Source organism: Flavobacterium sp. 102, assembly GCF_003634615.1.
Lineage (GTDB): Bacteria > Bacteroidota > Bacteroidia > Flavobacteriales > Flavobacteriaceae > Flavobacterium.
The window spans coordinates 724,406-745,379 of sequence record NZ_RBKX01000001.1; the positions used below are offsets into that span (position 1 = coordinate 724,406).

Sequence of the window (20,974 nt, forward strand, 5' to 3'; positions counted from 1 at the left end):
TTTTAAAAATTCTATATGGAAAATTTGAGTTCAGTCATCTTTTACAACATTGAGGAAGCCATAAAAACATATAGAATGTATGCTCAAAATCAGCTGAAAATTAATGATTTGAAAATCACCATTGACCAATGGTTGGTTTTAAAATGTCTCAAAGAAAATCCAAATGCGACTCAAATCGAATTGGCAGAAAAAGTTTTTAAAGACAATGCTTCCATCACCCGGATCGTAGAATTACTGGTCAAAGCCAACTTTCTGCAAAGAGAAATTAACCAAAACGACCGAAGAAAAATGAACCTCAAAATCACATCTTCTGGAGAAAAAATTTTGGAGGACGTTTATAAGATTGTCTTGAAGAACAGAGCCAAAGCATTAGAAGGCATTACTGCTGAAGAGATTGAAAGCGTAAATTCTATTCTAAAAAAAATCAGCTCCAATTGTAAAAAATAATTCTTTTAACTTTTTCTTAAGTAACAAATACATAATTAAAACACATATTTGATATATCAATTATTGATAAGTTAAATTTTTTAAATATGTCACGTAAAACTTTATTATTTTATGCGATAGCCAGCTCATTGCTAGGCTTTGCGGCGCGTTCCCAAAACACTACTGAAGACAAAATTTCTATATCAGGAAATTTGACATTTGAAAAGACCATTTCGGCTAATGCAATTTTTATTTATCTTATAGAAAGTGATTCGAAAAAACTGATTAAAACCGAAACACCTTTAGAAACCAATGATTTCAAATTTGAAAATGTTTCCAAAGGCACTTATTTTATTAAAATTGTTGCCGATGGCAAAACAAAACATTTGGGCAATCCGTTTGAAGCAAAAAGCAATCTGATTCTTCAAAGCATAATAATTCGAGCTGATGAAAACTTGCTTGATGAAGTCGTGATTACAAAATCAAAGCCTTATATCGAAAGGCAACAGGGAAAAATGATTTTAAATGTGGACAGTAATATTGGTTCAACAGGTTCGAGTGTGTTTGAAGTTTTGGAAAAAGCGCCCGGAATAAACGTTGATAATAATGACAACATTAGTTTGAGAGGAAAAAATGGGATTTTGGTTCAAATTGACGGGAAACCGACCCCTATGACCGGCTCGAATCTGGCCAATTATTTACGCGGCATTCCTTCGCGAAGTATTGATAAGATTGAATTCATCACCAATCCATCAGCCAAATACGATGCCGCCGGAGCTTCAATCATCAACATCAAAATGAAAAAAGACAAAAAAATCGGTGTGAACGGCAGTATTTCTTCGTCTTATAGTCAAGGAAAATATGCCAAAAACAACAACAATTTGAGTCTGAATTACCGAGACAAAAAAGTGAATCTTTTTGGAAATTACAGTTTTGCTTATCGCGAAGGTTTCAATGATTTACAACTCGATCGAAAATTTTACGAAGACGGCATTTTTACAGGCGCATATGAGCAAGACAACTTTTTGAGGATGAATTTCAGGAATCACCTTGCTAGAGTTGGTGCTGATTTTTATGCCAATAAAAAACATACTTTCGGAATCATCGTCAACAACATCAGTAATAAATTCAATCCAACGGGAAGCAACCGCTCGGATGTGTTTGATGAAACCGACAATTTGGCTTCTCGTTTTCAAACCAAAAACCGTTCGCGCGACCATTGGCACAATCATTCGGTGAATTTAAACCATAAGTTTGTCATTGATACTTTAGGTACAGAATTGACCACTGATTTCGATTATGCGAATTATGGTAATAAAACCCAACAAAATTTTACAACGCGTTATTTTAATTTGAATAATAGCGAGTTTCAAGATCCATATTTATTGTATGGCGATATCAAAGGCGACTTGAAAATTTATGCCCTAAAATCTGATTACGTGACTGTTTTGAAAAACAATATAAAGTTGGAAACCGGTGTAAAATCGAGCTATGTAAAAGCGGATAACAATTTGGCTTTCTATGATAAAAGTTCGGGCGTTCCGGTTTTTGATCCAACCAAAAGCAATCATTTTATACATGAAGAAAACATCAATGCAGCTTATGTAATCACTTCTAAAGAGTTTAAAAAATGGAGTTTTAATATCGGCTTAAGAGTTGAAAACACGAATATTACCGGAAAACAATTGGTGGATAATACTTCGTTCAAAAATAGCTACACTCAATTGTTTCCCAATGCGGTTTTTAGTTATACGTTAAATGAAAAGAACAGTTTGGAACTCAATTACAGCCGAAGAATTTCGCGTCCGAGTTATGACCAATTAAACCCGTTTAAGTTCTTTTTGGATCCGACAACTTACAAAGAAGGAAATCCTTATTTGTTGCCTCAATCAACCCATTCGATTGAATTGACTCACGTTTTAAAACAAAAAATCTTTACTACTTTGAATTTCTCCCGAACAACGGATAACATAACCGAAGTGATTGCGCCGTCCGAAGACGATCAACAACTGACCATTCAAACCAATAAAAACCTCAACACCGTTGACATCGTTGGTTTATTTGCTATCGTTCCGCTTGAAATTAACAAATGGTGGAATGTGAACAATAGTCTGAATTTTTATTATGGATACTACACAGGAACCGTCGCCAATACTACTATCAAAAACGAGGGCAATTTTACCTGCAATTTTAATTCGACCAATAGTTTCAAACTCGGTAACGGATTTACTGCCGAATGGACCGGAAATTATCGCGCTCGAGAAGTTTATGCTTTTATGGATGTTGACCCGATTTGGTTTATGAATATCGGTTGTCAAAAAAAATTCAAAAACAACAGCGTTTTGAGATTTGCTTTTAATGATATTTTTTATACCAATAGAACTACGGCAAGCACCGCTTTTACGGATTACAAAGAAAACTTCAAAGTGGCCAGAGATACTCGAGTGGCGACGATTTCTTATACTTATAACTTTGGTAAAAACAACGGTCCGCAACGACGAAGAACCGGCGGCGCAGATGACATCAAACAAAGAGCCGGCTCTTCAAACGGATAATTGTGTTTAAGGTAACCGCTTCCATTTGTTTTAGAACATAATCAAAAACATCAAATTAACAACCCAAAAAGCTAGCCCAGAAAAGGGATAATCGATAAATAAAGAGTTCAGAAATTCGCTAAAATTGAAAGAGATAAATTATTTTCCCTCAAGACTTTTTATATTTTTGAGTAACATAATTTTGCAACTGTCCGTTTCGGCTTGATATTTGAACCGTTACTAAATTATTGTTAATCCTTTTTTTGTTGGTGTAAAAAGAAATTATTTTTACCGTAACTAAAAAATCAAATCATTTAAAATGAGAACTTTAACTTATGTATTTTTATTATTGGCTACTGTAACACTCTCTGCTCAAGAGATAGTGCCGACAAAATCTTATAAAAAAACCCCTTTAACTGAAGAACAAGAAAAACGTTGGAGTCATTTGGATTTAGTGAAAGATTCTATTCCCGGAATGAGTGTTGACAGAGCTTACGCTGAACTTTTAAATAACAAAAAAGGCAATAAAGTGATTGTCGGAGTTATCGATTCTGGTGTTGACATCAGTCATCCCGATTTAAAATCAGTGATTTGGACCAACAAAAAAGAAATTCCAAACAACGGTAAAGACGATGATAAAAATGGTTTTGCTGATGATGTTAACGGATGGAATTTTTTAGGCAATTCAAACAATGAAACTTTAGAATTGGTTCGCTATTTAAGAAAGGGCGATGATGGTTCTGAAAGGTACAAAAGAGCTCAAAAAGAATATGACGCAGAATACCAAAAAGTTTTTCCGGAGAAAGAAACGGTAGATTTATTAGTCGATGCTGACAAAGTAATTCGCGAACATTTAAAAAAAGACAATTACACCGTGGAAGACTTGAAAGATATCTCTTCTGTGAAATACGAATTGTACAAAAGCAAAAGAATTATGTTGTCGTATGCTGATTATGCCGGCGAAAAATTTCATGCCGAATTGGAAGAATATAAAGATTATGTTTACGACAGATTGAACTATAATTTGAACAAAGAATTCGACGGAAGAAAACCGGTTGGCGATAATCCGGAAGATATTAACGATAAAAAATACGGTAACAATATTGTCTACTCAAAAGAAAGAAAAGACTCTTCTCACGGAACGCACGTTGCCGGAATTATTGCCCAAGTCAGAAACAACGGAATCGGTGGCGATGGTGTGGCAACCAATGTTGAAATTATGCCAATCCGTGCTGTTCCTAATGGTGACGAATATGATAAAGACATCGCCTTAGCGATTCGATATGCCGTTGACAATGGTGCCAAAGTCATCAACGGAAGTTTTGGAAAAGACTATTCTCCACACAAAGAATGGGTTTGGGACGCCATGAAATATGCCGAAAGCAAGGATGTTTTAATTATTCTTGCCGCCGGAAATGATGGGAAAAATGTAGATGTTGAACCCAATTATCCGGAAGATACCGCTGATAAAAAAAATGAATTGGTCAACAATGTGATGAAGGTTGGGGCTATCAATTACAATTATGGAGAAAATGTAGTCGCTAATTTTTCAAACTTCGGAACTGATAATGTTGATGTTTTTGCGCCGGGTGTTAGAATTTATGCCACCGTTGAAGATCATCATTTCAAGTACCAACAAGGAACATCGATGGCATCACCAAATGTAGCCGGAGTTGCAGCCTTAATCCGTTCTTATTATCCTAATCTCAAAGCAGCCCAAGTGAAACAAATCATCATGCAATCGGGAACGCCAATAGATTCAGAGGTTTATGTTGGGGAAAATAAAGAAAAAATACCCTTTTCAAAAGCAAGTGTTTCAGGCAAAATCGTAAATGCTTACAATGCTTTGAAAATGGCAGAAGAACTATCAAAAGAAATTCCAAAAGAACCAAAATTATAATTTTATCGGGAAGCAAAACTTTCCAATTTTTCAGAAAGCATGACAAACAAACTTTTTTCTATTGCCGTTTTACTATTCACCTCAACAATCATAGCCCAAACTGATAGTTATTGGCAACAAAAAGTTGATTACAAAATGGAGGTTTCGATGGATGTCAAAACCTATCAATACAAAGGCAAACAAGAATTGCTTTATACCAATAATTCTAAGGACACTCTAAGACGGGTTTATTACCATTTATTCAATAACGCTTTTCAACCGGGAAGTGAAATGGATGCACGACTACAATCCATTCCTGATCCTGACAGAAGAATGGTGCATAAAGTCAAAACCGCAGAAGGCAAGGAAATCAAAGAAAGCCGACTTAAGTCTTTAAAACCGAATGAGATTGGCTTTTTAAAAATTTCGAATTTTAAACAAGATGGTGTTTTGGCCACGACCAAAGAGGTCAGCACCATTTTAGAAGTCGATTTGGCTCAACCGCTTTTACCCGGAAAATCCACTTTATTAACTTTAGATTTTGAAGGGCAAGTTCCGGTACAAATACGCCGTTCGGGTAGAAATAACATAGAAGGTGTTGAACTTTCGATGGCACAATGGTATCCGAAAATGGCCGAATTTGATTTTGAAGGTTGGCATGCTGATCCTTATATCGCTCGAGAATTCCACAGTGTTTGGGGCAATTTTGATGTCAAAATTACTATCGATAAAGAATACATTTTAGGCGGAACAGGATATCTGCAAAACAAAAACGAGATTGGTTACGGCTATCAAGACAATGGCGTTCTAGTCAATATTCCGAAGAAACAAAAGACATTAACTTGGCATTTCTTAGCGCCTAACGTACTTGATTTTACATGGGCAGCCGATAAAAATTACCTTCATGATGTCGTAAAAACTGATTTCGGTACCACTTTGCATTTCTTATACAAAAACAATCCAAAAATCATTGACACCTGGAAAAAAGCGCAACCGAAAACAGTGCAGCTAATGGACTTTTACAACAAAACGATTGGCAAATATCCTTATGACCAATATTCTGTAATTCAAGGCGGCGATGGCGGTATGGAGTATGCCATGTGTACACTTGTTTTAGGCGAAGGTACACTTGAAGGATTAGTAAATAGTGTGATTTCGCACGAAATGGCGCATTCTTGGTTCCAACATGTTTTGGCCTCTAACGAAAGTAAACATCCATGGATGGATGAAGGAGGCGCGTCATTCTTAGAAGATCTAGGCGTAAACGAAATTTCAGAAACCAAATCTAAAAACCCTTTTTCCGGCGCTTACAAAAGTTATATGGATTTGGCTAATTCAGGTTTAGAAGAACCGCTTTCCACGCATGGTGATCATTTTGGTTATAACAAAGTGTACAGCACTTGTTCCTATTATAAAGGCGAATTGTTTTGGACACAATTAATTTATTTAATTGGCGAAGAAAACACCATGAAAACCTTAAAACGTTATTATGAAGATTTTAAATTCAAACACCCAACGCCAAATGATCTTAAACGCACAGCGGAAAGAGTTTCAGGTGCCAATTTAGATTGGTATTTAACTGAATGGACACAAACCGTAAACAAGATTGATTTTGGGATAAAGGATGTAAGCGAAAACAACAATTCAACCACAGTAATTTTGGAAAGAATTGGCAGAATACCTATGCCAATGGATATTTTAGTGGAATACAACGATGGTACTCAAGAGAGTTTTTACATACCGCTGCGCATGATGAGTTTTGAAAAAGAAAACCCGAATCCAAGAATAAATAGAACTACACTTCCCGATTGGGCTTGGGCATTTCCAACTTATACCATGTCTATCAACAAACCAAAAAACAGCATTAAAAAAATCACTATTGATCCGAGTGGTTTAATGGCCGATGTGAAAAAGGAAAACAACACCATAATTTTTTTAAATAGAAATTAATCCAAAGGCGTCTCAGTAGAGACGCTTTTTTTTTGGAATAGAATTTGTAGATTTACCACAAATATTTTTCACCATGAACAACTTAAAAATTCTATTGCTTTTAATGGCTTTTGGCTTTGGTTTTCAAAAAAGTGATGCCCAACCGATTCGATTCAAATCGAGCAGCGTTAGTTTTACCGACAAAAAAAGTGACGGAAATTGGAACGAATGGTCAGATTTTGTTGAAGCCAATGTTTTAATCACTTTAGACCCTAAAAAAGATTTGATTCTAATCAATTCTGCCGAAGTGCAATCGTTTAAAATCAAAGCTTATGGTGAAATTGAGGACAATGACGAAGTCAATATTGTTCCGTTTGAGTGTATTGACAATCGGTATTCTAATTGTAAAATATTGATTATCACCAAGAAAAAAGAAAGCAACCGAATGCAGATTTATATCAATTACAACGAAGTTAAATTCGTTTACAACGTTTACAATTCCAATTAATTTACCCGCAAACCAAATGGATTTCTCCTATCCAAAGGCTGAAAAACTCAAAAGCAAAACCATTATAGATTTGTTGTTCTCCGAAGGCAAATCAGTGGGAAAATATCCTTTGCGTTTGGTTTATATAGCACATGATTTCGAAGAAGATATTCCTTTGAAAATGGGCGTTTCAGTATCCAAAAAATACTTCAAAAAAGCAGTAGACCGTAATTATTTCAAACGCGTTTTAAGAGAATGTTACCGATTAAATAAAACCCAATTGATAACTGCTTTAGACAAAAAATACTGCTTTATGTTCTTCTATCAAACCAGCGATAAATTATCTTATCAGGAAATTGAAGAGAAAACCAAACAGCTTTTTGAAAAATTCGCCAAAACTATTTCGGAAGAGAAATAATAAATTTATCATTCTGGCGCACAATAAATTAGTAACTATTTGCGTTTTAGTAGTATAAATCTCTTTATTATGAAAACAGTCTCTCTATTTTTTTCTGTGATTATTTTATTTTTTTCATCCTGTAAACAAAGTGATGCTGAAACCATGGATATTGCAGTTCCTGCTGACGCTTATTATGCCGCTGCTGATTCTACCGTTGTTGAAGCCGGAGAAAGCGTCAAAAACTATGCTGTTAGTATGAGTCTTCCCGACAAAGCCAAAGAAGAAGCCATTGAAACCAAAATCATCAAATCCGGGAATTTGCGTTTCCAATCCGATAACTTAGAAGAAACTTACAATCAAATTCAGAAGGCGGTTAAGAAATACAATGCCTTAATCAAAAATGATTCTCAAGCGAATAACGATTATCAGTTTTCCCGAACGATTAACATTAGGATTCCAAACCAGCATTTTGATGCTTTTATAGCTGATATTTCAAAAGGCGTAAAGTATTTTGACCAAAAAGATATTTCATCTCAAGATGTTACAGAGGAATATATCGATGTGGCTTCACGAATTAAGACCAAAAAAGTTTTAGAGGCACGGTATTTGGAGCTGTTGAAAAAAGCCAATAAAGTTTCGGAAATGCTTGAAATTGAAAGGCAACTTTCCGAAATAAGAGAAGAAATAGAAGCCAAAGAAGGCCGATTACGTTACCTTCAAAACAAAGTTTCTATGAGCACTTTAGACATCGAGTTTTACAAACCCATTGCCCAAGGAGGAAAAGCTACAGTTTCCTATGGTGGAAGAATTGGAAACGCTATTGTTTCAGGTTTTAACGGGATTTCAAATTTCTTTATTGGTTTAATCGAAAATTGGCCAGTAATTGTTACATTAGTTGTCTTGATTTTATTGATCAGAAAAAGATTTAAAAGAAAAAATAAATAAGCATGTTTTTACAATTCAGAAAAAGATATATTATACCGTTGGTATTGAGCGGATTCCTTTTTGTCGGCGTAAGTTTCAAAGATGATTTCTTCGAAATTTCTAAACAAATTGAAATATTCACCACACTCTTCAAAACCATCAACCAAAACTATGTAGATGAAACCAATCCGGCAGAATTGATGGACAAAGCCATTAAAAGTATGTTGGCCGATTTGGATCCGTACACGAATTATTTCAACGAACAAGATGTCATCAAATTCAAAATCAACAATACCGGAGAATATACCGGGATTGGTGCATTGATTACCCGAAAAGAAGACAAACTGATTATCAAAGAACCATATAAAGGATTTCCTGCTGACAAAGCCGGGTTGAAAGCCGGTGATGAAATTATCCAAATTGGCGATGTCTTGCTTGCCGATTTTAAAGACGACGCTTCTCAATTGTTAAAAGGTGCCAAAAACACTAAAGTTGACATCAAGTATCTCCGACAAGGGAAACCCTTAACTACGCAATTAATTTTAGACGAAGTCGAAGTCAAGGCCGTTCCGTTTTATGGAAAAGTGGATGATAAAACCGGTTACATTGTCTTATCACAATTCAACAAAAAAGCCTCCTCTGAAACTAAAGAAGCACTGGAAAAATTAAAAGCTGCTGGTGCAACCCAAATCATTCTAGACTTGCGAGGCAATCCCGGTGGTTTGTTGCATGAAGCGGTTAATATTTGCAATTTATTTGTGCCCAAAGGTGAAATCATCGTGACCACCAAATCGAAAAACGAAAAATACAACAATACATATAAAACTAATAGAGAACCTATTGATACTGAAATTCCTTTAGTGATAATTGTTGACGGTAAAAGTGCATCGGCTTCTGAAATTGTTTCAGGTGCTTTGCAAGATTTAGATCGTGCTGTAATTGTTGGCAGCAGAAGTTTCGGAAAAGGATTGGTGCAAAGACCGATTGACATGACTTATGGGACACAAGTTAAAGTGACCATTTCGAGATATTACACGCCATCCGGAAGATGTATTCAGGCTTTAAATTACAACAAAAAAGACAAAACAGGCAAAGCAACGCGCAACGACGAGAAAAGTTTTAACGCTTTCAAAACCAAAAAAGGAAGACCTGTTTTCGATGGTGGTGGCGTTTTACCCGATGTTGAAATCGAAGAAACCAAAACCAGTTCGATTGCTGACGCTTTGCAAAAAAATGACGGTATCTTCAATTATGTAACTCATTATTACTATAAAAACCCAACCTTAGGCGATAAAATTCCAACGATTACTGATGCAGATTTTTCGGATTTTAAAGCCTATTTGAAACGTGAAAAAATTGAGTTCAATACCGAAACCGAAATCGCGCTTAAAAACACTTTGGAAAAAGCGAAAAAGGAACAAGTAGATTCAGCCATTAATACAGAATACCAACAACTATTGACCGCTTTACAAAAAAGTGAAGAAATCCTTATTGACAAAAACCAAAGGGAAATTAAAACATTGATTTTAGATGAAATCATCAAGCGTTATCAATACAAAGAAGGATTGTATCAGTATTATGCTAAAAGCAATTTAGAAATAAAAAAAGCCATTGGAGTCTTAAATAATACGGCAGAATACAATAAGATTTTAAAAATTTAACATGAAGCTACTTAAATATTTGCCTTTACTTTTATTCGGTTTTTTACATGCTCAGGAAGAAGTAGTGCATTCGGTTTATTTTGACTTTGATAAATTTACTTTGAATGAAATCCAAATTAAAGATGTGGTAGATTTTATCAAAAAAACCGATTCCACCCGAATAGAATCCATCCAGATTTTTGGTTATACCGATGATATTGGTAAGGAAGCTTATAATTTTAAGCTTTCAACCCAACGAGCTACCGAAATTCAAAATAAATTTATTGAAAACGGAATCAAGAGCAAAATCATTGTAACCATTGAAGGTAAAGGAAGAATTCTTATCGATGATGACATTATAGAAAACCTACCCGAGAAACGCTCTAAAAACCGCCGAGTTGACGTAGTACTCAATTTAAAACCATTACCTAAAATTGAAATTCCGGGTTTTTACAGTACGATTCAAAAAAAGCACATCGTTGGCGATCACATTTATTTGGACAATGTTTTATTCGAAAGAGGAAGCAGTAAATTGACCTTTAAATCGAAAACGGAGTTGGATAAAATTGCCAAACTTTTGATGAAATACAAAAATCTGAAGTTTGAAATCCAAGGTCACGTTTGTTGCACACCGCCTTACCAAAAAGAAGCCATAGACAAAGACACTAAAAAACGCCAATTGTCTACCAACAGAGCGCAAACAGTTTACAAGTATTTAATTTGGAAAAAAATTCCAAAAGATAGAATGACTTTTAAAGGTTATGGCAATACCGTTCCGCTTGGAAAAGGTGCAGAATATGACCGAAGAGTAGAATTAGTAATTTCAAAAGTGTAATTACTCTTTCTTCATTTCGATATGAGGAATATCATCTTCCAAATACATATCGCTGGTTTGAATAAAACCGTGACTTTCATAGAATTTCTTCAAGTATAATTGAGCTGAAATCGTTATTTTTCTTTGGTCAAAATGGGTTTTGATGACTTGAATAGCTTCACGCATTAATATATGGCCCAGTTTTTTAGAACGAGAATGTTCTTTGACTACAACACGACCAATGGAAGCCTGTTCAAAATAATCATTTGGTTTAAAAAGTCTCGCATAAGCAACAATTTCACCATTATTCTCGCCAATTAAATGAAGTGCTTTCTCATCTTTCCCATCAATATCCTGATAAACGCAATTTTGCTCCACTATAAAGACTTCGGCTCGCAATTGTAACAAAGTATAAAGTTCATTCGTCGAAAGTGCTTCAAATCGCTTTATTTTCCATTCTAAATTCATGACAATTATTTTTTGAATTGAATCGACTTGATGATTGATTCCAGCTCGAACATCAAATCTCTTTTTTCTTTTGATGGTGCATAACAAAAACCTTCCAACACCAATATTCTTCTGTTTGGTTTATCAAAAATAACGTAGTTGATAAATGGTCCTGACATGAAGTCGTTTTTCATTTGCCAAGTGCCTTTGGTTTCATAGGCATTTCTTCCGGCTAAAATGGTTTTGGAAAAATAGGGTGAATAAGCTTCTTCAGTTACCATTCTTGTTCTATAAGCCGAACCGTGAATGTACTTTCTCCCAATAGAATCTCTGGTTTTTACAATATCATTGACTGCGTTATTAGGGTTAATGTCATTCCATGGTAATTGGTATATTATCACACTGGTATTGCCACTAGTGATTTCGCTTTTGAGCCAAATAAAATTCTTTCTTCGCATGACATACTCATATTTCGAAGGTATCAGCAAATCGATATTGAATTTGGTTTGGATTTTTTTAGTGTCTAATAAAGAATCTTTGAAAATCTTTTGGTTTTGCCCAATTTCAATCGCTCTCATTTTTTGAATGATGTTCGGTGCGTTTTCTTCTAATATGTCCAAAATTTCTGCTGTCGTTTTTCCTGAAATATGGACGGCATTTTGTGGCGATGAAAATTCATTTTCTTTGATTTCAAATTTAGTCTCGTTGCCTTTTTTTATAATGATAATATTTCTGGCATCTGTAGAAAAACCTTCGAAAAGTTTAACGGGATATTGATTGATGGTAAACAAAGGTTCTTCTTGTGGTAAACCCAAAACCGGTGAAGCAAATTTATTCCGGATGCTGTCACCTACTTCACCATTCCAAAGTTGGTCGTCAATAATTACGGCAATAGTGTTTATCGCAGCAGTAGAATCGCCCGGCAGCTTGTCCTTTTTAAACGAACAAGAACTCACGATAAACGTGACAAAAAGCCATAAAAAAAGGGTTTTACTCATAATTGAAATAAAACCCAAATTTATATAAGATTTTCGGATTAACCGTTGTTAATTTTTAACTTCATGCCCGGTTTCAAACTTTCGTTTTTGATTCCGTTCCATTTTTTGATGTCTGAAATGCTTACACCAGGATATTTTTTGGCAATGCTAAATAAGGAATCACCTTTTTTGACATAATACGTTTTTACTGCGTTTCTATCACTTGCAGCAATGCTTTCTTTTTTAGAAGATTTCGCTTCGTTAATAGCCACTTCTTTTTTAGAAACGATTAAGGTTTGACCCAACTTCACATTGTTATCTTCCATGTCGTTCCACTCTTTGATTTCCGTAAGAGTAACATTGTATTTTTTGGCAATGGTACCAAGATATTCACCTTTTCTAACCTTGTGTTCCACAATTTTAGTTTCGGTTTTTGGTGCTTCGGTTACTGTGTTTTCATCTTTATTGGCTAAAGCTAATTTTGAACCCGTTTGAACATGTAAATCATCAAGATTGTTCCATTTTTTCAAATCTTCAAGACTAACATTAAATTTTTTGGCAATACTGAAAAGATTATCTCCTCTTTGTACTTCATAATAATCACCAATTTCTTCGGTAGAATCACCATTGTTATCATTCGAAGCTACTGCGGTTTCAACTTTGTTGTCAATGATTGCTTTTTCTGCTTTCACTTCTTTTCTAACAGTAGTAACCACTCTTTCATTTTTGATGATTTTTAAATTGGCACCTAGAGCGATATTATTGCTTTTTAGTTTGTTCCATTTTTTCACTTCTGCTACAGAAACGCCGTATTTGCCTGAAATCTCACCCAAGTTATCACCTTTTCTAACCTTGTAGTATTTCACCACGTCTTTATAGGCAACCACTTTTTCTTCTTTGAATAATTTGTTGCTATTTGAAGCTACAACAGCTGTATCGGCTTCATTTGTTGCTTTATTTTCATTCGAAGCGATATCACTGTTAGTATAATCAGCTACATAAATTTTTAAGTTTCTGCCCAATGGCGCTTTGCTACTTCTCAAATGATTCCATTTTTTAAGCTCCGCAATTGTAATACCATACCTATTTGAAATCTTGCTTAAACTTTCACCTCTTCTAACTTTATGGTATTTCACATTGGCAGAAGAACCAGAATTTGAAGAAGCCAACATCGTTTTTTCAAACGGTTTTTCTCTTCTATTGGCTTCGTAATCAGCATAAGCATAAATCTTATCTTCATTAGAAGTAAATACTGCTATTTTATCAACCGGTAATCTTAAAAAGTGTTTTTGTCCCGAAATAAACGGAACTACTTCTCTTTTGTAAGAAGGATTTAAAAACTGCAACTCAGCAACAGAAACATCCATTAAATCAGCAATTTGTTTGAAAGTCATTGCTCTTTTAATCATTACAGTATCGGTTGCAAAATGATGTGCAACAGCTCTGTCCGGTTTGATTCCGTGTTCTTTATGGTATTCGAAAATATACATTGTGGCTAAGAAAGCCGGAACATATCCTTGGGTTTCTTTGTGTAAAAATGGCCTAATATTCCAGTAGTTTTGTTTTCCTCCTGAACGTCGAATCGCTTTCGCCACATTTCCAGGACCTGTATTGTAAGACGCCAAAACCAAATCCCAATCGCCAAAAATAGCATACATATTTTTCATGTATTGTGTTGCGGCATTACTGGCTTTTAAAGGATCGCTTCTTTCATCTACGTAAGTGTCGACTTTTAATCCGTATTGTTTTCCGGTTTGGTACATGAACTGCCATAAACCTGTCGCTCCAACTCTTGAAACTGCTCTTGGATTCAAAGCTGATTCTACAACCGATAAATATTTAATTTCTAGTGGAATATTTTGTGCTGCTAACGACTCTTCAAACATTGGGAAATAATACTGAGAAATGCCGATTAGTCTTTCAAAAGAACGCTTTCTGTTCTTTAAAAACGATTTGATTACGTTTTCTAAACCTTGGTTGTATTCAATATTGAAAGGTGATTTTTCATCTAATGCTTTTAGTCTTTCTTTCAAAAGTTCGGTTGGCAATTCGTAGTCCACTTTTTGATCCACATCGATGTTTTTGATGTCAAAAGTTAACTCGTTATATAAATCCAAACTTGCCAATTCCTTCATCCACATACTGTCAATACATTTGGCAATGTTGTCGTGAATAAACGAAGCTTTGATGGAATCTAAAACTTCTCTTTGGGTTAATTCTCTTTTGGGCAACTTGGCCTGAACCGGAATCACTTTAATGGTATCTTGGGCAAAAATTGCCGAAGAAGCCATAATAAGTGCTAAAGTTGTAATTTTTCTAATATTCATACTGTAATATTATAAGTGGTATTTGTTTCAGATTGTTAATTGTATAATTAACAACGTAATTAATTGTCTTTTATTGTGTTGCAAATGTTAATTTAAAATTGCAGCAATTCCCGGTAAATCTCTTCCTTCTAACATTTCCAACATTGCGCCGCCGCCGGTTGACACATAACTCATCTTATCTTCTAAGCCGAATTGTTTAACAGCTGCAACCGAATCTCCTCCACCAACGAGTGAAAAAGCACCGTTAACTGTTGATTCTGCAATATAATTTCCTAATGTAATGGTTCCTTTAGCAAAGTTTTCCATTTCAAAAACGCCTAATGGTCCGTTCCAAAGAATAGTTTTTGACTCCATGATTACTTGCTTGAAATTTTCCAATGATTTTGGTCCGGCGTCTAAGCCTTGCCAACCATCCGGAATTTCTCGAACGTCCACTATTTTTGTGTTGGCATCATTTGAAAAAGCATCTGCTGCAACTACATCCACCGGAATATGGATCTGAACGTTTTTCTCTTTGGCCAAACGTAAAATTTCCAAAGCCAATTCTTGTTTATCCTCTTCACAAATCGAATCTCCGATTTTTCCGCCCAAGGCTTTCACGAAAGTAAAAGTCATTCCTCCGCCGATAATCATGTGGTCGACTTTGTCTAAAATATTTTCAATCACCGTAATTTTTGAAGAAACTTTTGAACCTCCAAGAACTGCAGTTACCGGTTTTACTGAATTATTCAACACGCGATTCAAACTTTCAATTTCTTTTGCCAAAAGCATGCCGAAACATTTACTTGTTGGAAAAAACTTTGCAATTATTGTAGTTGAAGCGTGTGCTCTATGTGCTGTTCCGAAAGCGTCATTCACATAAATATCACCTAGGGATGCTAATTCTTTGGCGAAATCCTCATCGCCGGCTTCTTCCTCAGCATAAAAACGAAGGTTTTCTAGTAATAAAACTTCGCCCGGTTTTAAATCTTTCGCAGCACTTTGGGCAATTTCCCCTCTACAATCTTCCGCAAAAAGAACCTTAACGCCTAAAACTTCTGATGTTTTTGCCACAATATGTCTTAATGAATATTGGTCTTGTTTTCCTTTTGGTCTTCCCAAATGTGACATCAAAATTACACTTCCTCCATCGGCTAAAATGGCATCTATAGTTGGCTTCGCTGCTTCAATTCGGTTAGCATCCGTAACATTAAAATTTTCGTCTAAAGGCACATTGAAATCAACTCTAATAATCGCTTTTTTGGCTTGGAAATTAAAATCTTGAAGTGTTTTCATCTAAAATTTAAGTGGTTATGATTCCTTGCAAATATAATAAAATTTAATTTCATCGGAGATTTTTGTGCGTTTGTCGATGATTTTTAAGAAAAATTTAAGCCATAAGCCATTTATTTTCAGTTAAATAGTGTTTCAATACCCATTAACTTACAAGAGTGACAAGGAGTAATATTTGAATGTAAAGCTTGCCAAATGCTTTTCTTTTAGCCAAAAATTTGCTCTATATTTGCTCATGCAGTTTTCAGAAATACTTGGCCAAGATTACCTTAAAAACCATCTCGTTAAAAGTGCTTTATCGGGAAGGATTCCACATGCACAGTTGTTTGTTGGTCCCGAAGGTAGCGGAACATTGGCTATGGCGATTGCTTATGCGCAATTTGTTTTGTGTAATAACATTGGTATTGAAAATAATGGCGGAAATGAAAGTTGCAACTTAAAGTTTCAATCGCTTTCGCATCCAGATTTGCATTTTGTTTACCCGAATGTGACTAACGAAGACGTAAAATCAAAACCTAAAAGTGCCGATTTTATTATGGACTGGCGTGAATTTGTTTTGCAAAATCCTTATGGAGGTTTATTTGATTGGTACAAACATCTCGGAGTTAAAAACAAGCAGGGCGAAATTCGGGTTGAAGATGCTCAGGATATATTGAAAGCTTTGGCCTTAAAATCCTACGAAGGCGGTTATAAAATTATGATTGTTTGGATGGTGGACAAAATGAATATTGCGGCTTCCAATAAATTATTAAAATTGCTGGAAGAACCGCCTGAAAAAACGCTTTTTATCTTGATTTCCGAAAACGAAGAAGATATTATTCAAACGATTCGATCGCGTTGTCAAGTTTTGCATTTTGGCGCTTTACCGGAAAATGTTATTGTGGATGCTTTGATTTCACGTGAAAATTTAGATTCGAAAACCGCAGCCAAAATCGCTCATCAAGCCCAAGGCAATTATAACAAAGCTTTATATTTATTGAGCGAAGACAATGAAGATTTACAATTCGAAAAATGGTTTGTCGATTGGGTTAGAGCAGCTTTCAGAGCCAAAGGAAACGCTGCTGCCATTCAGGATTTGATTGCTTGGAGTGAAGAAATTGCGAGTATTGGCCGCGAAGGTCAAAAGCAATTTTTGAATTTCTGTATTGATATGTTTAGACAAGCCTTGTTGCTGAACTATCAAAATGAAAAATTAGTATATTTAGAGCCTAAAGTCGAGAATTTTACGCTCGAAAAATTTGCGCCTTTCGTAAGCGGTAATAATATCAATGATATTTTTAAAGAGCTTTCGGATGCTATATATCACATTGAACGCAATGGAAATGCCAAAATCATTTTAACCGATTTATCAATAAAACTTACCCGATTAATTCATAATAAATAAACCTATGAACAATACAGCTTCTATCTTAGTTTTGCTTTTTTTAGCGGTTACTTTTGTGCAATCTGCTTATGATAAAGTCTTTGAATGGAAAGGCAATGTAGAATGGCTTAAAGGTCATTTTGAAAAAACTATTCTAAAAAATAACGTGCCATTTGCCTTGTTTATTATCTTGGTTTTAGAATTAATTACAGGGATTTTTGCGCTGGTCGGTTGTGTTGAATTAATGGTCAATGGCGGCAAAACATTTGGTTTTTATGCGGCTGTTTTTTCTTCTATAACCTTGATATTTTTATTATTAGGCCAAAGATTGGCAAAGGATTATGATGGTGCGAGAACAATTGCTATTTATTTTGTGCCTTCGGTTTTAGCGGTTTGGTGGTTAAGTTAAACCACTTCTTTTGGCCGCTTGGAACATTTTTAATTCATCCCACGTAAATTGGTCACCATATTGTTCTTTCAATCCGCTTAACGATTCTTCTTTAAAACCTTTAAAAGCCTTGGCTAATGCTTTTATTTTATCTTCCGGCAATACATCTGAAATTGAAATAGTTTGGTTTTCAATTAATTTGGCTATATGGCTTCCAATGGTTTGAGCCGTTAATTTTCTGATAGCAGCAATTTCTTTGATTGAATTCTTTTGCAACCACAATTCGTAAGTTTCCTGAATAGTTGATTTTTTTGGTTCCTTTGTTTTTTTCTCCTTAGTATATCTTTCAATATCGTCTTCATCTTCCACTAGTGTGACATTGACATTTTTGAATTCTTGTTTTATGGTTTCCAATTTGTTAACCCTGTAATTCCGAATTTCGTCTGAAGACAATTTTTCTTTTGAAATGGTTTCACCTTTTACTACTGTTTCTATCAATAATTTGGCTTTCATCAAGCGTAAAACGGCTTTGATTTGGAGTTCTTCCAAAACCAATAACTCTTCGTAATAAGCTTTTGCTTTTTTGAGTCGTTGCACTTCTTCTATTTTCCACAGAATTTCATAAACCAAGTTATCCATTGGCAACAAAAAATAACTAAACGCGGCTTGAATTCGGTCATTTATAAATTGAAAATCAATATTTTCTGAAAATAATTTATTCAATTGTGAAATGAATTTTCGTGACGGATCAATTAATTTTTCTATTTCTTCTGCTTGTTTTTTGGCCCAAAAAGCGTGTTTAGATTTGGCTGAAACAGTTGATGCTTCGTTATAACTGAATTGATGATTTCGCCATTCTTGCGCCAAATCATTCCAATCAAAACTGTTACTCAAGTATTGATGAATAAAAGCTTTGGTATCTTGTTGTAAATTATTTTGAAGTATTTCTTCAGTGGCTTTGTTCAAGGAATAATCCATAACATCTTGGTCATTTGAAATGCCATTCATTTGCAACGGAGAAAGCAAAATTAAGCCGTTTAACGAACGCAAACGAGAAAGTGCTACATAGGCTTGTCCGGGAAGAAAAACCTGCGAAACATCGAGCGCTGCTTTGTCAAAAGTTAGTCCTTGACTTTTATGAACCGTTATTGCCCAGGCTAATTTTATCGGATAATGGACAAACGTTCCCAAAACCTCTTCGTCAATTTCTTTAGTGTTTTCGTTTACCGTGTATCGAATATTTTCCCATTCATATTTTTCGACTTCAATGGTTTTATTTTCATCGGGGAAATGAACGAGAATTTCTCTTTCGGAAAGAGATTGGATGATGCCCATTTTTCCGTTAAAAAATTTTTTATCAAAGGATAAATCGTTTTTGATGAACATAATTTGGGCTCCAATTTTTAGTTCCAATTCTTGTTCCAATGGGTAAATTTTATCCGGAAAGTCGCCAATAATTTCGGCACTGTAAGTTCTAGAATTTCCTTCCAAATCAATAAGCGATTGTGAATTGATGTTATCGGCTTTAGCATTATGAGTGGTTAAAGTGATGTAACCTTTGTTTGCTTTCAAATCAAAATCAGGTTTTACAAACTGATTTAAAATTTGAAGATCATCTTTAGTGATTTTATTATTTCTAAGATTATTCAAAACCGAAATAAAAGTATCATCTGTTTGACGGAAAATGGTAGACAATTCAATATACAAAGGCGGATTTCTTTCGATTACATGTGCGTGAAAAAAGAATTTTCCTCTATAATAATTCCGAAGTGTTCGCCATTCTTCATCTCTAACAACAGGAGGAAGTTGTAGCAAATCCCCAATAAATAAAACTTGAATGCCGCCAAAAGGGCGATTGTTTTTTCTAACAGTTTGCATCATAAAATCCATCGCGTCCAACAAATCGGCACGCAACATACTGACTTCATCAATGATGAGCAATTCCATATTTCGGATAACTGCTTTTTTTAATCCACTCATTTTGAAATGTCTACGCAAAGTAGAACGGCTTTCGAATTTGGTGTTTTCGGTAAATTGTGGTGATGAATTATCGGGTAAAAATCCGCCAAAAGGCAATTGAAACATGGAGTGAATCGTTACACCGCCGGCATTTAAAGCCGCAATTCCTGTTGGCGCCACAACCACCGTATTTTTATGAGTGGTTTGAATTATTTCTTTAAGCAATGTCGTCTTTCCCGTTCCGGCTTTTCCGGTTAAAAAGACCGATCGGTTAGTTTGGTTGATGAATTGCAAAACATAGTTTGCTTCGGCTGTTACTGATTTCATGGCTTGTAAGTTTTATAAGACACAAAGTTAAAGTATTGTATTTCAATATACAACAAAAAAAGCGCCTTTAAATTATGGCGCTTTACTATCTATAAGTTAAAATGAAATTATTTCTTTTCTTCTTTTTTGGATTCCGGTTTTTCTTCTTTCTTACCTGAAGATTTGTATTTGTCGTTAATCAATTTAATTATTTCTTTAGTTACATCATAACTGTCTTTGGCATACAAAACTGAGGCTACATCGCCTGTTCCGTAGATATAATCATATCCTTTTTCTTTACCATAATCCTTGATTACTTTTCTGTAATTCTTAACTAAAGAATCCATTTCAACACCGCTTTCCTCTTGCAATTGTCTTAACATCGCTTGTTGTGCGTAGCTCAATTCTTGTTCTCTTTGTTGTAATTCAGCCCCTTTTTGTTGAGCCCAAACTTGCCCATTTGCCTGAGCGTTCTTCTGGAAATTAGCTGCTTCAGATTTGAAACGATTTACTTCAACTTCCAATTGGCTTCCCATTACTTTGGATTTGTCTTTGTATTTTACTTCAATATCTTTTGCTTCCGTAGATTCTTCCATTAATTTAGAAGTATCGATGTAAGCCGTTTTGAATTCTTTTGTTTCGGTAGTTTTGTTGCAGGAAATTATTGAAATGGCCAATGCAAAAAGTAGAACTGTTTTCTTCATTATTTATTTATGATTTGATAAATTAATTTTTGGTTTCAAAAGTATAAAAATAAAAGGCAATAATCTAACGCTGAAAAACTGAGATTTTATTACAATTTCGCGATATAAAATTTAGTTATTGTTTAAGTAAAAACGATAATCAGGCGTTATTGTTTTTGATTTCAAATAAAGCGTTTTAAAAGCATTTTCCTTTTCCTT

General features: G+C 34.8%; 17 protein-coding genes. 11 read left to right on the top strand and 6 right to left on the bottom strand.

All coding sequences use genetic code 11. The features are described 5' to 3' along the window. The first annotated feature begins 15 nt into the window (after positions 1–15). The 9 genes from C8C84_RS03215 (at position 16) to C8C84_RS03255 (ending at position 11,054) form a co-directional block, all read left to right on the top strand. Positions 16–447: a MarR family winged helix-turn-helix transcriptional regulator gene (locus tag C8C84_RS03215; RefSeq protein WP_121312156.1), complete on the top strand. Its 432-nt coding sequence runs from the start codon at positions 16–18 to the stop codon at positions 445–447. A gap of 86 nt (positions 448–533) precedes the next feature. After that, positions 534–2,981: an outer membrane beta-barrel family protein gene (locus C8C84_RS03220; protein ID WP_121312157.1), complete on the top strand. Its 2,448-nt coding sequence runs from the start codon at positions 534–536 to the stop codon at positions 2,979–2,981. A gap of 298 nt (positions 2,982–3,279) precedes the next feature. Continuing rightward, positions 3,280–4,860, top strand: a complete 1,581-nt coding sequence (locus C8C84_RS03225; protein ID WP_121312158.1) for a S8 family peptidase — start codon at positions 3,280–3,282, stop codon at positions 4,858–4,860. 39 nt (positions 4,861–4,899) lie between these two features. Beyond that, positions 4,900–6,789 carry a M1 family metallopeptidase gene (locus C8C84_RS03230; protein WP_121312159.1) on the top strand — a complete coding sequence of 630 codons (1,890 nt, stop codon included), beginning with the start codon at positions 4,900–4,902 and terminating at the stop codon, positions 6,787–6,789. A 73-nt stretch (positions 6,790–6,862) separates the two neighbouring features. Next, positions 6,863–7,276 carry a hypothetical protein gene (locus C8C84_RS03235; RefSeq protein ID WP_121312160.1) on the top strand — a complete coding sequence of 138 codons (414 nt, stop codon included), beginning with the start codon at positions 6,863–6,865 and terminating at the stop codon, positions 7,274–7,276. A gap of 16 nt (positions 7,277–7,292) precedes the next feature. Then, positions 7,293–7,673 carry a ribonuclease P protein component gene (gene rnpA / locus C8C84_RS03240; RefSeq protein ID WP_121312161.1) on the top strand — a complete coding sequence of 127 codons (381 nt, stop codon included), beginning with the start codon at positions 7,293–7,295 and terminating at the stop codon, positions 7,671–7,673. Positions 7,674–7,742: 69 nt separating this feature from the next. Next, on the top strand, positions 7,743–8,600 hold the full coding sequence (locus C8C84_RS03245) for a DUF4349 domain-containing protein (RefSeq protein ID WP_121312162.1): 858 nt from the start codon (positions 7,743–7,745) through the stop codon (positions 8,598–8,600). 2 nt (positions 8,601–8,602) lie between these two features. Then, positions 8,603–10,240 carry a S41 family peptidase gene (locus C8C84_RS03250; RefSeq protein WP_121312163.1) on the top strand — a complete coding sequence of 546 codons (1,638 nt, stop codon included), beginning with the start codon at positions 8,603–8,605 and terminating at the stop codon, positions 10,238–10,240. Position 10,241: 1 nt separating this feature from the next. Then, positions 10,242–11,054: an OmpA family protein gene (locus C8C84_RS03255; RefSeq protein ID WP_121312164.1), complete on the top strand. Its 813-nt coding sequence runs from the start codon at positions 10,242–10,244 to the stop codon at positions 11,052–11,054. Here C8C84_RS03255 and C8C84_RS03260 read toward each other — a convergent pair whose 3' ends face one another. The 4 genes from C8C84_RS03260 to pgk form a co-directional block, all read right to left on the bottom strand. After that, on the bottom strand, positions 11,055–11,501 hold the full coding sequence (locus C8C84_RS03260; RefSeq protein WP_121312165.1) for a GNAT family N-acetyltransferase: 447 nt from the start codon (positions 11,499–11,501) through the stop codon (positions 11,055–11,057). A 5-nt stretch (positions 11,502–11,506) separates the two neighbouring features. After that, a complete protein-coding gene (locus C8C84_RS03265; protein WP_121312166.1) occupies positions 11,507–12,478 on the bottom strand; it encodes a DUF4837 family protein in 972 nt (323 codons plus the stop codon). Positions 12,479–12,516: 38 nt separating this feature from the next. Further along, positions 12,517–14,784: a LysM peptidoglycan-binding domain-containing protein gene (locus C8C84_RS03270; RefSeq protein WP_121312167.1), complete on the bottom strand. Its 2,268-nt coding sequence runs from the start codon at positions 14,782–14,784 to the stop codon at positions 12,517–12,519. A gap of 87 nt (positions 14,785–14,871) precedes the next feature. Beyond that, on the bottom strand, positions 14,872–16,059 hold the full coding sequence (gene pgk / locus C8C84_RS03275) for a phosphoglycerate kinase (RefSeq protein WP_121312168.1): 1,188 nt from the start codon (positions 16,057–16,059) through the stop codon (positions 14,872–14,874). A 232-nt stretch (positions 16,060–16,291) separates the two neighbouring features. Here pgk and C8C84_RS03280 point away from each other — a divergent pair, with 232 nt between their 5' ends. Together C8C84_RS03280 and C8C84_RS03285 are read left to right on the top strand one after the other, a co-directional pair. Continuing rightward, positions 16,292–17,440 carry a DNA polymerase III subunit delta' gene (locus C8C84_RS03280; RefSeq protein WP_121312169.1) on the top strand — a complete coding sequence of 383 codons (1,149 nt, stop codon included), beginning with the start codon at positions 16,292–16,294 and terminating at the stop codon, positions 17,438–17,440. Positions 17,441–17,444: 4 nt separating this feature from the next. Further along, positions 17,445–17,828, top strand: a complete 384-nt coding sequence (locus C8C84_RS03285) for a DoxX family protein (RefSeq protein ID WP_121312170.1) — start codon at positions 17,445–17,447, stop codon at positions 17,826–17,828. Here C8C84_RS03285 and C8C84_RS03290 read toward each other — a convergent pair. Both C8C84_RS03290 and C8C84_RS03295 read right to left on the bottom strand, forming a co-directional pair. Next, positions 17,820–20,093 carry a helix-turn-helix domain-containing protein gene (locus tag C8C84_RS03290; protein WP_121312171.1) on the bottom strand — a complete coding sequence of 758 codons (2,274 nt, stop codon included), beginning with the start codon at positions 20,091–20,093 and terminating at the stop codon, positions 17,820–17,822. The genes C8C84_RS03285 and C8C84_RS03290 overlap by 9 nt on opposite strands. 107 nt (positions 20,094–20,200) lie before the next feature. Then, positions 20,201–20,776, bottom strand: a complete 576-nt coding sequence (locus tag C8C84_RS03295; RefSeq protein WP_121312172.1) for an OmpH family outer membrane protein — start codon at positions 20,774–20,776, stop codon at positions 20,201–20,203. Positions 20,777–20,974: the final 198 nt, after the last annotated feature.